At 71.5% G+C, this 13,102-nt stretch carries 14 protein-coding genes; 10 read left to right on the top strand and 4 right to left on the bottom strand.

What is annotated here, in order from left to right; genetic code table 11:
* The first annotated feature begins 30 nt into the window (after positions 1 to 30).
* The 3 genes from A3OM_RS0110165 to chrA all read left to right on the top strand — a co-directional run bounded on the left by A3OM_RS0110165 (position 31) and on the right by chrA (position 2,750).
* Positions 31 to 705, top strand: a complete 675-nt coding sequence (locus tag A3OM_RS0110165) for an urease accessory UreF family protein (protein WP_018043651.1) — start codon at positions 31 to 33, stop codon at positions 703 to 705.
* An 11-nt stretch (positions 706 to 716) separates the two neighbouring features.
* Positions 717 to 1,346 carry an urease accessory protein UreG gene (gene ureG, locus A3OM_RS0110160; protein ID WP_018043650.1) on the top strand — a complete coding sequence of 210 codons (630 nt, stop codon included), beginning with the start codon at positions 717 to 719 and terminating at the stop codon, positions 1,344 to 1,346.
* A gap of 168 nt (positions 1,347 to 1,514) precedes the next feature.
* Complete coding sequence (gene chrA, locus A3OM_RS0110155) at positions 1,515 to 2,750, top strand: chromate efflux transporter (protein ID WP_051074315.1); 1,236 nt, start codon at positions 1,515 to 1,517, stop codon at positions 2,748 to 2,750.
* Positions 2,751 to 2,798: 48 nt separating this feature from the next.
* Here chrA and A3OM_RS0110150 read toward each other — a convergent pair whose 3' ends face one another.
* Both A3OM_RS0110150 and A3OM_RS0110145 read right to left on the bottom strand, forming a co-directional pair.
* On the bottom strand, positions 2,799 to 3,179 hold the full coding sequence (locus tag A3OM_RS0110150; protein ID WP_018043648.1) for a hypothetical protein: 381 nt from the start codon (positions 3,177 to 3,179) through the stop codon (positions 2,799 to 2,801).
* Complete coding sequence (locus A3OM_RS0110145; RefSeq protein WP_085984262.1) at positions 3,179 to 4,057, bottom strand: hypothetical protein; 879 nt, start codon at positions 4,055 to 4,057, stop codon at positions 3,179 to 3,181. Before A3OM_RS0110145 ends, A3OM_RS0110150 begins: the two co-directional genes overlap by 1 nt.
* A 307-nt stretch (positions 4,058 to 4,364) precedes the next feature.
* Between A3OM_RS0110145 and A3OM_RS0110140 the strand changes: the two genes are divergently transcribed.
* The 3 genes from A3OM_RS0110140 (at position 4,365) to A3OM_RS0110130 (ending at position 6,194) form a co-directional block, all read left to right on the top strand.
* On the top strand, positions 4,365 to 4,934 hold the full coding sequence (locus tag A3OM_RS0110140; protein WP_245257779.1) for a nitroreductase: 570 nt from the start codon (positions 4,365 to 4,367) through the stop codon (positions 4,932 to 4,934).
* A gap of 8 nt (positions 4,935 to 4,942) precedes the next feature.
* Positions 4,943 to 5,554, top strand: coding sequence for a flavin reductase family protein (locus A3OM_RS0110135; protein ID WP_018043645.1), 612 nt, complete (start codon positions 4,943 to 4,945; stop codon positions 5,552 to 5,554).
* Between the two features lie 181 nt (positions 5,555 to 5,735).
* The gene (locus tag A3OM_RS0110130) at positions 5,736 to 6,194 is read left to right on the top strand and encodes a hypothetical protein (RefSeq protein WP_018043644.1); all 459 of its coding nucleotides are present in this window, start codon (positions 5,736 to 5,738) and stop codon (positions 6,192 to 6,194) included.
* Between the two features lie 33 nt (positions 6,195 to 6,227).
* On the opposite strand, the gene A3OM_RS0110125 is transcribed toward A3OM_RS0110130, so the two are convergent.
* Entirely contained in the window at positions 6,228 to 6,893 is a 666-nt protein-coding gene (locus A3OM_RS0110125; RefSeq protein WP_018043643.1) for an aldolase/citrate lyase family protein, read from the bottom strand.
* A gap of 49 nt (positions 6,894 to 6,942) precedes the next feature.
* Positions 6,943 to 7,860: a LysR family transcriptional regulator gene (locus A3OM_RS0110120; RefSeq protein ID WP_018043642.1), complete on the bottom strand. Its 918-nt coding sequence runs from the start codon at positions 7,858 to 7,860 to the stop codon at positions 6,943 to 6,945.
* Between the two features lie 99 nt (positions 7,861 to 7,959).
* Between A3OM_RS0110120 and A3OM_RS0110115 the strand changes: the two genes are divergently transcribed.
* From A3OM_RS0110115 to A3OM_RS0110100, 4 genes are all read left to right on the top strand, one after another.
* Positions 7,960 to 9,129 carry an MFS transporter gene (locus A3OM_RS0110115; RefSeq protein ID WP_018043641.1) on the top strand — a complete coding sequence of 390 codons (1,170 nt, stop codon included), beginning with the start codon at positions 7,960 to 7,962 and terminating at the stop codon, positions 9,127 to 9,129.
* A gap of 116 nt (positions 9,130 to 9,245) precedes the next feature.
* Positions 9,246 to 10,397 (top strand): hypothetical protein, encoded by a 1,152-nt coding sequence (locus A3OM_RS0110110; RefSeq protein ID WP_018043640.1) that lies wholly within the window; start codon positions 9,246 to 9,248, stop codon positions 10,395 to 10,397.
* Positions 10,394 to 11,986: a DUF2336 domain-containing protein gene (locus A3OM_RS0110105; RefSeq protein ID WP_018043639.1), complete on the top strand. Its 1,593-nt coding sequence runs from the start codon at positions 10,394 to 10,396 to the stop codon at positions 11,984 to 11,986. Before A3OM_RS0110110 ends, A3OM_RS0110105 begins: the two co-directional genes overlap by 4 nt.
* Before the next feature lie 64 nt (positions 11,987 to 12,050).
* The gene (locus A3OM_RS0110100) at positions 12,051 to 12,944 is read left to right on the top strand and encodes a DMT family transporter (RefSeq protein WP_026175901.1); all 894 of its coding nucleotides are present in this window, start codon (positions 12,051 to 12,053) and stop codon (positions 12,942 to 12,944) included.
* Positions 12,945 to 13,102: the final 158 nt, after the last annotated feature.

The raw sequence follows: 13,102 nt of genomic DNA, 5'->3' as shown, positions 1-13,102 counted from the left end.
GCGCCCGGCGCGATGAGGGGCGAATCCCCGATGATCGACACCGTCCGGCTCATGGCCTGGCTCTCGCCGGGCTATCCCGTCGGGGCCTATGCCTACTCGCATGGGCTCGAATGGGCGGTGGAATGCGGCGATGTCGGGGGCGAGGCTTCGCTGCTGGCATGGCTCGGCGACGTGCTCGAACGGGGCGCGGTGCGCACCGACCTGATTCTTCTGGCCCATGCCCATGCCGCCGCCGAGGCGGGGGACATTCCGGCGCTGGCGGAGGTCAACGACCTCGCCGTCGCCCTGGCGCCCACGCGCGAACTCCATCTCGAGACGACCCAGCAGGGTCGCAGCTTCCTCGACGCCACCCGCGTCGCCTGGGGAAGCGCGGATCTCGACCGGTTGAGCGAGGCATTGCCCGGCGAGGTGGCCTACCCGGTGGCGGTGGGGCTCTCGGCCGGCACCCACCGTATGGCGCTCGCCCCGGTGCTCGCCGGGTTCGGCCTCGCCTTCCTGCAGAACCTCGTCTCGGCGGCGCTGCGCTGCGCTCCCATCGGCCAGAGCGCCGGCACGCGGGTGATCGCGTCCCTCACCCCCCGGGTGGCGGCTTTGGCCGCGGCCATCCCGCCCCTGAGCCTCGAGGAGATCGGCACCGCGACCCTGCGCCTCGATCTCGGCTCGGCCCGGCACGAGACTCAGTATTCTCGGATTTTCCGCTCGTGAAAGACCCCGTCATGACCTCACTGAACGGCCCCTCACCGAACGGCCCCCTGCGCGTCGGCATCGGCGGCCCCGTCGGCTCCGGCAAGACCGCCCTGATGGAGCAGCTCTGCAAGCGCTTCCGCGATCGCTTCGAGATCTGCGCCATCACCAACGACATCTACACCAAGGAGGATGCCCGCATCCTCACCGTGGCGGGCGCCTTGCCCGAGGAGCGGATCATGGGTGTCGAGACCGGCGGCTGCCCGCATACGGCGATCCGCGAGGACGCCTCGATCAACCTCGCGGCGGTGGCCGAGATGCGCCGTCGCTTCCCGAAGCTCGACCTGATCCTGATCGAATCCGGCGGCGACAACCTCGCCGCGACCTTCTCGCCGGAGCTCGCCGACCTCACCCTCTACGTCATCGACGTCGCCGGCGGCGAGAAGATCCCGCGTAAAGGCGGCCCTGGCATCACCCGGTCCGATCTCCTCATCGTCAACAAGACCGACCTCGCCCCCATGGTCGGCGCCGATCTCGGGGTGATGGAAGCCGATACCCGGCGCATGCGGGGCGCGCGGCCCTACGTGTTCTCGTCCCTGCGCGAGGGACACGGCGCCGACACGGTGGCCCGCTTCATCGTCGAGGCCGGCGGGCTGGGATAGTTCCGGGGGCCATCCCACCCACCACCTCATCCTGGAGCGGCGCAGCGCAGCGGAGCCCTCGAAGGCGGCGTCCAGGGATCGCCAGTCAGGCTGGAGCCCTCCTGAGAGGCCGCTTCGCGGCATCTCAGGATGAGGAATTCGGGTAGGAGGGTGGTCAGGACCCGAGCCATGACGCCAAGGTCAACCACCGTGATGACACCACTGCCTTCCCGCGAGGGTTCCGTGCGGGAAGTCTTTCTCGCCTTCCTCAAGCTCGGCCTCACCGCCTTCGGTGGCCCGATCGCCCATCTCGGCTACTTCCGCGCCGAGTTCGTGCATCGCCGCCGCTGGCTCGACGAGGCGGCCTATGCCGACCTCGTGGCCCTGTGCCAGTTCCTGCCCGGCCCGGCCTCGAGCCAGGTCGGGTTCTCCCTCGGGGTGATGCGGGGCAGGGGGCTCGCCGGCGGGCTCGCGGCCTGGGCCGCCTTCACCCTGCCCTCGGCGCTCCTCCTCGTGGCCTTCGCCTATGGGGCGGACGCCCTCGGCGGCCCGGTCGGATCGGGCATCGTCCACGGGCTGAAGCTGGTCGCCGTGGCGGTGGTGGCGCAGGCGGTCTGGGGCATGGGCCGCACCCTCGCGCCCGATGCCACCCGCGCGGCCATCGCCTTTGCCGCCCTCGCCCTGACCACGGTGCTGGCCGGATCGACCGGTCAGGTCGCCGGCATCGGTCTCGGAGCCGTAGCCGGGCTCGCAGTCTGCCGCCGGGCATCCGGAGCGGCGGGCGGGCATCTCGGCATCCCGGTCTCGCGCCGGGCCGGCGCGGTGGCCCTCCTCCTGTTCGGCCTGTTCCTCGCGGTCCCGCCGTTCCTGGCCAGATCCCTGTCCTCGCAGGGGCTCGCCCTGTTCGATGCGTTCTACCGCTCCGGCGCCCTCGTCTTCGGCGGTGGCCACGTGATGCTGCCGCTCCTGCGCACGGCCCTGGTGGGGACCGGCTGGATCGGCCCGGATGCGTTTCTCGCCGGCTACGGCGCGGCACAGGCGGTGCCGGGGCCGCTCTTCACCTTCGCGGCCTATCTCGGCGCGGCCCTCGGACCGCAGCCGAACGGTCTGGCCGGGGCCGCCATCGCCCTGGTGGCGGTGTTCCTGCCGGGATTGCTCCTGGTCTACGGAGCTTTGCCCTTCTGGGATGCCGTCCGCGAAAGACCCCTGGCGCAGGCGGCCATGCGCGGCGCCAACGCGGCGGTGGTGGGGATTCTCGCCGCCGCGCTCTACGATCCGCTCTGGACCGGCGCCGTCCTCGGCCCGCGTGACTTCGCCGTGGCGGCCGGCGCGTTCCTGCTCCTGACGATCGGGGCGGCCCCGCCCTGGATCGTGGTCGTGCTCACGGCCGTCGCGGGGGCGGGCTTGGCGGTGGTGGGGGGCTGACGCTCGAGCATCATCGATTCGACGTCGCCGGAGCGAATCGGGAAGCGATCACCCGTCGCAATTCGCCGAGAGCAGCGCGAGTGTGCGTTGGAAACCCTGGTACTGCGCCATGCTGGACGGGTGCCGGATCTCGGCGGCGTCGGGCATGATGCCGGAAAAGCCCGACTCCGGATCGGCGACGAACGGGCGCGGGCCGACATGCGCGCCCATCCGGTTGGTGACGTCGACCTCGCCGCAGATGGCGCCCGCCTTGCCCCGGCGCAGCCGGCCGTAGCGCGCCTCGGCCGGGCTCTTGAGCCCGTGGCCGACCAGCACCATCACGGACGCCGACATCTCGGCCCCGATCGTGGCATCGGACCCGTCGATGACGGTCTGTGCCGTGGCGGGGACGGCGGCGAGTAGGGCGACGGCGAGGACGACGGCGCGCATCAGGAGGCCTTCGCCACCACTTCGATGTCCCGGTCCATCCCGCTTTCCACCTTGAACTCCCGTGTGAAGACCTGGCCGTCGTGGCGCGCGATGAGGACGTAGTCGCCCTCCGCCAGGGTGACCTGCGGGAAGGCGCCGATGGCCTCGCGGATCGTGTCGCCGCCCGGCGTCAGCACGCTGAAGGCGGTGCCGGCGAAGGCCTCGGCGCCGGGCGCGGCCACGAGCTTGAGGGTGACGGTGGCGGCCCGATGGTTGAGGGTGGCGTCGGTGACCTTGCCGTTCTCCACCTTGAGGTCGGCGCGCTGGATCGCGTTCGATTCCCCGTAATTCGAGACCACGTGGTAGGTCCCCTCCGGCAGGCGGATCAGCTCGCCCGCCTTCACGCCGCTGCGCACGAGGCGCCCTTCCGAATTGGTGCCGATGGGCACGAAGACCGAGAAGGCGAGGTCGGCGGGGGTGATCTTCATGTCGCCGATGGCACCCGAGAGCTTGAGCGCCCCCGCGGTGATCGTCAGGCGGTCGCTGAGTGCCGCGCCCGCCATGGTGATGCGCTTCGAGGCTGTGGCGAAGCCGTAGGTGACGGTGGCGACATAGGCGCCGGGCGCCAGGGTGAAGCTCGGATCCGCCGCCTCGGAGCGCGCGACGATGTTCGGCCGCACCCCATCGGACCGATCCTCGTAGATGCGCCAGGCGAGGCCGGAGCGCACCGGCTGGTTGCTGCCCGCGAACAGGGCGGTGAGGGTGAGGGGCGCCTCGCCCTCGACGGGGGGAAGCGGCAATTGCGGCCCCGTGATCGAGGGGGAGGGCAGGGCCGGGCCGTTGCGACCGCCGAACGGGCCGCGTTCCTGCGCCAGCACCGGCAACGCCGCCATCGACATGACTCCCGTCACCGCGAGCGCGCGCATTACCGGTCCCATCCGCTGTCTCCTTTACGGGTCCGCCCCGCACGGGTCCGCCATGCATGGCGGCGATTGCCAAGCTGCGGGCCGCACGGCATGTTTTCGCTTGTCGGCCGTTCCTTTGCCGAATGCGACATCCCGCTTTGGATCCAGACCGTGGCGGCTCCAAGGCCGACGCCTCTTATCGATCGCCGAAGCGGCCCGCCTCACCTCGCACCGGCCGCCCGGCGGTGCCCCCCACGTCCCTCATTCGCGCCGAACAGGTTCCATGGACACCATATCCGACATGCCGCGGAACGACACAATCGACCTCCTGCGCGTGCGCCGCTCCGTTCCGCCGGTCAATCTCGACGGGCCGGGTCCGAGCGCCGGAGAGCTCGATGCGATCCTCACCGTCGCCGCGCGCGTGCCCGACCATGGCAAGCTCAGCCCCTGGCGCTTCCTGGTGATCGAGGGTGAGGCCCGCCTGCGCGTGGGCGACACCATCGCGGAGGCCTACGCGGCGGATCATCCCGAGGCCGATGCCAAGCGCCTCGACCTGGAGCGCCACCGCCTCGCCCACGCCCCCCTGGTGGTCGCCGTCGTCTCCAGCGCCGCCCCCCACGTCAAGATCCCGGAATGGGAGCAGGTGCTGTCGGCGGGCGCCGTCTGCATGAACCTCGTCGTCGCGGCCAATGCCGCGAGCTTTTCCACCGCCTGGCTGACCGAGTGGTTCGCCTACGACCGTCGCATCCTCGACGCGCTGGGCCTCGACCCGCGCGAGAAACTGGCCGGCTTCATCCATGTCGGCCGCGCCCGCGAGGTCCCGAGCGACCGCCCGAGACCCGTCCTGTCCGACATCGTCACACGAGTCTGAGCGGCGCCATGCATTACGATTCCGAGAACCGCACCCTGCCGCACAACCCGCTGAAGGCCCTGGTGGCGCCCCGGCCCATCGGCTGGATCAGCGCGATGAACAAGCAGGGCCACGTCAACCTCTCCCCCTATTCCTACTTCAACGCCGTCGCCACCGGCCCCGACATGGTGATGTTCTCGTCCTTCGGCCGCAAGGACGCGATGACCTTCGCGGAGGAGGGCGGGGAGTTCGTCTGCAACTTCGCCACCTACGGGCTGCGCGACGCCATGAACGCCACTTCGGCCCCCCTCGCCCGGGGCGACAGCGAGTTCGTCGCGGCCGGTCTGACGCCGGTGCCCTCGCGCAAGGTGCGTCCGCCACGGGTCGCCGAATCTCCCGCCGCCCTGGAATGCCGGTGGCTCCAGACCGTGCCCCTGACACCTCTCGACGGCAGCGAGGCCAGTCACTTCCTGGTGATCGGCCAAGTCGTGTCGATCTATGTCGACGATGCCTTCGTCAAGGATGGCCGGGTCGATACCGGCGCGATGCACCCGCTCCTGCGCGGTGGCTATTTCGACTATTTCAGCGTCACCGACGAGGCACGTTTCGAGTTGAAGCGCCCTCCCGGAGCGGGTCAGTAGCCTCGTCTCAGCCTCTATCCTGCGAGAGGTGCAAGCTCAGCCATGGACAAGGGCGGCCGGGGAGTGCTTCGTGCCAAAAAGGGAACCAAGGCCGGGGCCGAATGCTTAATGGCCCGAGCCGCCGTGGAGCAGCTCATTTCCGCGAACCGCCTGAGGGGGCGCTCGCAGAGGTCTGCATCGTATGATCGTCAAGTTCACTGTACCGCTCCTCATCGCCGCCGGTCTTGCGACTCCCGCCCTGGCACAAGCGACGAACCGCCCGCCGACCATGCTGATCCATGGCAATTACTGCGGGCCCGGCAACAATGCCCCACTCCCGCCCATCGACGCCCTCGACGCGGCCTGCGCCCGGCACGACGCCTGCACGCCGGATGGCGGGCTGCCGACCAAGGCCTGTAACCTGCGTCTCCAGCGCGAGGCCGCGCTGGTCTCACGCGACGTGCGCCAGTCCGACGATCTCCGCTCGCTCGCCGGCCTGATCTCGGTGACCGCCTCGATGATGCTGGCGGATACGGCACCGCGTTCCACCCCCACCGCGACGGCGACCCCCGTCAGCCACGATGCCGTCTCGCCCGAGGCCCAGCGCGGGCCGGATACTCGGGCCGTGTCGGCGGTCGAGGACGGCGAGGACGCCGAATAGGTCGTATCCGAAGCGCATTCACGCTGAAGCGCTTCATCCCCGGCATCGTCCGCTGAATTCCCTGACGAATCCCGCCTGATCCGGTTCGAGGACGAGTTTCGCCTCGAACCCGTCATCCCGTGCCGCCTCGACCTCACCGGCGAGGTCGCCCCCGGTCAGGCATGGCGTATCGATCGCCGTGACCCTCGCCGCCGCGGCGGTGAGGCGAACCAGGGCGCGGACCTGAGCGAGGGGCGAGCTCAGCCCGCCCTCGTGATCGCGGGCGGTGGGCGCTCCGACTTCGGCCTTCACGGCCGCGGCGTCCCAGGCGATGCCGACGAGGCGTTCCCCCGCATCCGCGAGGGTGTGCAGGGCCAGCGCGCCCCTTGCCGTTTCGATGAAGGCGAGGATCTGCGTCGCCCCATCGGTCAGCCCCTGCATCGCCTCCTCGACGGCGAGGCGCGCGCCGAGGCGCATGACGTCGCGGGCGCCCTCGCAACGGGGCAGGACGATTCCGTGCGGTGCCGCGGCCATCATCGCCGGGAGGTCGCGTTCCAGGTCGTGCGAGCGCAGGTAGAACGGCGGTGCGCCCTGTCGGCGCTCGGGGAAGAAAGCCGGCGACGCGAGGCCCGTCACGTCCACGATCAGCGCATGCGCGTCGCTCGCCATCGCCGCCGCGACGGCTCGTGCGTCGCCGGGGACGATCAGGAATGCGCGCATGACGGCCTCTCCGAGGGGTTGGTGCGGGACGCCCGATCGCCGAGCACCGTCATGGAACCGGTCCCTGGCTGCGGCCCATGCGCTCGGCGAGGAAATCCACCAGCACCCGGATGCGGGCGGGCATGGCCGGGCCGCCGACGAACACCGCATGGATCGCCTCCCGGTCCTGGGGATTGTACGCCTCCAGAAGCGGCACGAGGTGGCCCGCTGCGAGATCCTCCGCAATATGGAAGGTGCCGACGCGGGTGACGCCGATGCCCTGCAGGGCGAGTTGCACCAGGGTCTCGCCGTTATTCGCCGCGATGTTGCCGCGCACCGCCAGGAGGTGGTCGCGCCCGTCCTCGCGGAACGGCCAGCCCGGCTCGATCCGGCGAAAGTTGAAGTCGAGGCAGTTGTGGCCGGCTAGATCCCCCGGAACCCGTGGCGTGCCGGCGCGGGCGAGATAGGCGGGCGAGGCCACGATCATCCGCCCGGTCTCGCCGAGGCGCCGGGCGGTGAGCGGGCTGTCGGCCAGCGGCCCGAACCGGATCGCCAGATCGGCCCGCCCGCCGATCACGTCCGCGACCTCGTCGCTGAGGTCGATCTCCACCACGATCCCCGGATGGCGGGCGACGAAATCGCCGATGAGGGGAACCACCACACGCCTGCCATGGGCCATTGAGGCGCTGACGCGGACCCGGCCGCGCGGGCAGCCCTGGTCGGCGATCTGCGCTTCGGTCTCGTCGAGATCGGTGAGGATCCGCCGCGCCGCCCGGGCATAGGTCTCGCCCTCGGCGGTGAGGTGCAGGGAGCGCGTGGTACGCACGAGGAGCCGGACGCCGAGCCGGGATTCGATGCGTGCCACCACCCGGCTCACGGCCGAGGGCGTCAGGCCGAACCGGCGCGCCGCCGCCGACAGGCTGCCTTCCTGGGCCACGGCGAGGAAGAGGGCCATGTCACCCGCCCGGTCGACCCTGTCGCGCAGCATTGATGCCTCCGGCGCACGGATGTTGGTCCCAGCCCGATACTACCTGGGAGAGGCGGTATCCGCCATGTGCTGGTCTGGAACAGACGGAAAGCACTCATCATGAGACTCAACCTTCCCCTGCTGGCGCTCTCGGCCGGTGCCTTCGGCATCGGCGTCACCGAGTTCACGCCGATGGGCATGCTGCCCCTGATCGCCAACGACCTCCAGGTCTCGATCCCGGCGGCGGGCCTCGTCGTCAGCGCCTACGCGATGGGCGTGCTCCTCGGCGCGCCGCTGATGACGCTGGCCTTCGCCCGGATGCCGCGCCGCCGCCTGCTCGTCGGATTGATGGGCATCTTCACCCTCGGCAACCTGCTCTCTGCGATGGCCGACAGCTACGCGATGCTGGTCGTCGCCCGCCTCGTCACCTCCCTGAACCATGGCGCGTTCTTCGGGGTCGGCGCGGTGGTGGCGGCCGGCATCGTGCCGCCCGAGCGCCGCGCCGCCGCCGTGGCCGCGATGTTCTCCGGGCTCACCATCGCCACCATCGGCGGCGTGCCGCTGGCGGCCTGGATCGGGGAGATGCTCGGCTGGCGCGCGGCCTTCTGGGGCATCGCCGCGGTGGGGGCCGTGGCCATGCTGTCGCTGCGCCTGGCCCTGCCGCCCCTCGAGGCCGAAGCCGGTGGCGACATGCGGGCCGAACTCCGCGTCCTGATGCGGGGGCCGGTGCTCGCCGCCCTCGCCCTCACCGTGCTCGGGGCGAGCGCGATGTTCACGGTGTTCACCTACATCGTGCCGATCCTGCGGATCGAGACGGGAGCCGCGACGCCGTTCGTGACGGCGATGCTGGTGCTCTACGGAATCGGCCTCACCGTGGGCAACTGGGCCGGCGGGCGCTTCGCCGACCGCTCGGTGGACGGCACACTCTTCGCCTCGCTGGGCGGACTCGTGATGGTGCTGGCCCTCTTCGCCTGGGGCGTGCGCTGGGAGGTGCCGGCCGCCATCCTGATCTTCCTCTGGGGCGTCGCCAGTTTCGCCCTGGTGCCCCCGCTCCAGATGCGGGTGATGGAGCAGGCGCGAGGGGCGCCCAACCTCGCCTCGGCCATGAATATCGGCGCGTTCAACCTCGGCAATGCCATCGGTGCCGCCCTCGGCGGAGGCGTGATCGATGCGGGGCTCGGCTACCCGGCCGTCCCCCTCGCCGGTGCCGCCATGGCCGCTGGCGGCCTCGCGATGCTGGTGGCCCTGCGCCGGGGGCGGCGCGGGGTGGCGGAACCTGTCGTGTCCTGAAACTTATGCAGGTTCGGGACGGCGCGGACGGCACTTCCTTTAATCTTTGTTTACCATGATCGGAACAGGTTGAGACTCAGGCCGACATCGTCAGGTCCGCCTGCAGCCGGACGGCCATGTTCCTCTTCACCACGCCCCCCGCCAGCACTCGCGAGACCGGCCTCGGCCGGGACGCGGGCACGCGGAACGGGGCGACCACGGGGACGCCCGCCGGATCGGCTTCGGCGGGCGTGGTCGATGCGATCCGCAGCGGCGCGCGCAGCACCGGCGCCGAGTTCGACTATCTCCTCGCCACGGCCAAGCGCGAATCCTCCCTCGACCCGTCGGCCAAGGCCGCCACCTCCTCGGCCACCGGGCTGTTCCAGTTCATCGAGCAGACCTGGCTCGGGACGATGAAGAATGCGGGGCCCAAGCTCGGCCTCTCGGCCTATGCCGACGCCATCACCGCCAGACCCGACGGCACCTATACGGTGCAGGACGCCTCGGCCCGCCAGACCATCCTGGATCTGCGCCGTGACCCGGCCGTGGCCGCCACCATGGCGGGCGCCCTGACCCAGCGCAACGGCGAGGCGCTCACCGCCGCCCTCGGGCGCGAGCCCACCAGCGGCGATCTCTACGCCGCCCATGTGCTCGGCGCGCGCGGGGCGGCGACCCTGATCGGCACCGCCCAGGCGAGCCCGGCGCGCGCCGCCGCCCTCGACATGCCGGAGGCGGCCGCCGCCAACCGGAGCCTGTTCTACGACAAGACCGGACGGCCTCGCGGCGCCGCCGAACTCTACGCGCTCCTGTCCACCAGCCAATCCGCCTCGCGGCCCGCCCCCACGGCCCTGGCGGGCGCCGCCATCGAGCCGGCCTCCACCGCCGATCCCGTCTCCGCCTATGCGGCTATTGACGGCGGCGGATTGCGGGCGCTGTTCCAGACCGACAAGCGCCAGGGGGCGATGTCCGAGGGGGTCGCCCGCCTGTGGCAGGGCAGGGCCGCGTCGCCGCCGGCCTCCTCGCCGCAGCCGACCCGCAGCGCGCCCACCTATTTCCCGCGCTCGGACGGGACGGGAGAGACGGCCTCGACAACGGCTGCAATCCCCGTAGAGCCGGCGAAGGTCGCGGCGACGGCGTCGCTTGCCGCCGCCCCGGCCACCGCTCTCGTCGGCGCTCCGCTGCCCCCGCGCCGGCCCGCCGAATTCACCGCCGCCGCCTCCCGGCAGGCCGGCACCGTCGCCTCCAAACCTCTCGATCTCTCACTCTTCGCGACCCGGAGCGGTCAATGATCATCCGCCAATTCCTGTCCTGGACCCGTGACGCCTCCATCGACCGTCGCGCGGAGGCGGCGGCGGCGCTGACCCGGGCCTATCTCTATGGCGGGCTCGATGCCGGGGCGGCGCGCGACGCGCGCTCGGCGATCCTGGCGCTCCTCGACGACCCGGCCCCCGCCGTGCGCCGCGCCCTGGCGCAGGCCTGCGCCGGTTGCGCCACCGCGCCCCGGCCGCTGGTCGTGGCTTTGGCCGGCGACCAGCCCGACATCGCCGCCCTGGTCCTGCGGCGCTCGTCCGTCCTCACCGATGCGGATCTCGTCGACGGCATCGCGGTCGGCTGCGAGACCACCCGCACCGCCATCGCCGGCCGGCTCGGTCTCTCCCACGCGGTGTCCGGGGCCATGGCCGAGATCGGCGGCGTCCCCTCCCTCACCGCCCTGGTGCGCAACCGGAGCGCCGGTATCACCACCGGCAGCCTGCTGCGCATGGTGGAGCGGCACGGCGACGATGCCGGCCTCAGGAACGCCCTGACGATACGGGCCGATCTCCCCCTCGAAGTGCGGCAAGCCGTCACCGCCCGCGTGGCGGCATCCCTCTCGGCCTTCGCCGTCGCCTCGGGCTGGCTCACCCCGGCGCGCGGGGAGCGGGCGAGCCGCGAAGCCCTGGAGCGCAGCACCCTGGAGGTGAGCGCCGGGGCTGACGGGGCGGACCTCGCCCGCCTCGTGAGCCATCTGCGCATCCGGGGCCAGCTCAATGCCGGCTTGATCCTGCGGGCGATCCTGTCGGGCCGCATGGCCTTCGCGGAGGCGGCGCTGTCCGATCTCACCGGCCTGAAGGCCGACCGCGTGGCCGGGCTGATGCACGACCCCTCCGCCTCGGGCTTCGCCGCCCTCCACCGCCGCGCCGGATTGCCCGCCGTTCTGCTGCCCGCCTTCGTGGCCGCACTCTCGGCCTGGCGCGAGGCCGGTCTCCAGGCCGAGCCCGGCCAAGCCAGGCCCGGGAGTGCCACCCTGTCGCGCCGGATGATCGAGCGCGCGCTCACCGCCTGCGAGACCATGCCGCTCGCCGAGGCGCAGAGCGTCATGGCGCTTCTGGCCCGCTACGAGGCCGAGGCCGCCCGCGAGGAGTCCCGCGTCGCCGCCAAGGCCATGGAGGCGAAGGCGAGCCGGGAGACCCGGACGCGGATGCAGATCCTCGACGTGGAATGGCGCCTGGCGCAGCAGCTCGTCTCCCAGCGGCCGGCCCAACCCACGCCGCTGGCGCTTCAGCCCATCCGCATCGACACCGTCGTCGAGCGGGGGAGGACGGTGGAAGCCGTGCTCGATTCTTTGTCCGACGGTCTGATGGCGAGTGTTCGCGAGGCGAGGGCGCAGGTTCGCCCGCTCGCCGCCGCGCCCATCGACCTGACCGGCCACGACCTCGTGACGATCGACGTGCCATCCATCGTCGTGTCCCAGCCGGAATTCGATGTCGTACCCGACCCCGTACGGATCGATGTCGGCATGTCGCCGACCCGCGAGGTCGATGCGGTCCTGGACGCGATTCCCGACGCCCTCATCGCCAGCTACCGCGCCGACCGCGACAGGATGCGCCTCGCCGCCTGACCCGGAGCGGCCATCCGGCGCCATGATCGTCGCCCCTTCGCCCTCATCCGGCTATGAGGGCGGCATGACAGGCACCGACACCCGAGCCGTTCTCGCCGGCCTCGCCCCCGTGGCCGCCCTGGTGGGCTCGATCGTCTCCCTCGTGATCGGCACCTCCTTCGCCAAACAGCTGTTCCCGGTCATCGGCGCGGAGGGCACCTCCGCCTACCGCGTCACCCTGGCGGCGGTGCTTCTGCTGGCCGTGTGGCGGCCCTGGCGCCGGACCCTCGGCCGGCGGGATGCCGGTGTGGTGGTGCTCTACGGGCTCGTGCTCGGCGGCATGAACCTGCTGTTCTACCTCTCCCTGCGGACGATCCCCCTGGGGCTCGCCATCGCCATCGAGTTCGTCGGGCCGCTCCTCGTGGCGGTAGCCTCGTCGCGGCGCGCCGTCGATCTCGTCTGGGTGGCGCTCGCCATGCTGGGGCTGTGCCTGCTGCTGCCCCTGGACCGGGCGAGCTCCGGCCTCGACCCCGTCGGCGTCGCCTGCGCGCTGGGCGCGGCCCTGTGCTGGGCGCTCTACATTCTCGTCGGCCAGAGGGCGGGGCACCTGCCCGGCGGGCAGGCGGTGGCCCTCGGCATGAGTGTCGCGGCCCTGGTGATCCTGCCCTTCGGGATCGCTCAGGCGGGCATGGCGCTGCTCTCCCCCTCCCTCGTCGTGGCCGGCCTCGCCGTGGCGATCCTGTCGAGCGCGATCCCGTATTCCCTGGAGATGGTGGCCCTGCGGGGCCTGCCGCGCCAGACCTTCGGCATCCTGCTCAGTCTCGAGCCGGTCTGCGGCGCGCTCGCCGGCTTCCTTATCCTCGGGGAGCGCCTCACGCCCCTGCAGGGTGCCGCCATCGCCTGCATCATGGCGGCCTCGGTGGGCAGTACGGTCGGTGCGTATCGGGCGAAACGAGAGAATCTGCGTCAAGCTGGGTGAGCGAGGAAGATATAGTCTCTGCAGTCTATTGCAGGCGTCCGTTCTTGCAATCGATGAGGATCTGCGCCGTTGACGCGGCACGTCTTGCCCCGACGCTCCGGGCGCCCGGGAAAGGTGCCGGCACTGACGGGAGCGGGAAAAGCCGCGCCCCTTCCCCG

Source organism: Methylobacterium sp. 88A (genome assembly GCF_000376345.1).
Classification (GTDB): Bacteria; Pseudomonadota; Alphaproteobacteria; order Rhizobiales; family Beijerinckiaceae; genus Methylobacterium; species Methylobacterium bullatum.
The sequence above is the reverse complement of the archived record's forward strand: the minus strand, read 5'-3'. Positions and strand labels throughout refer to the sequence as shown.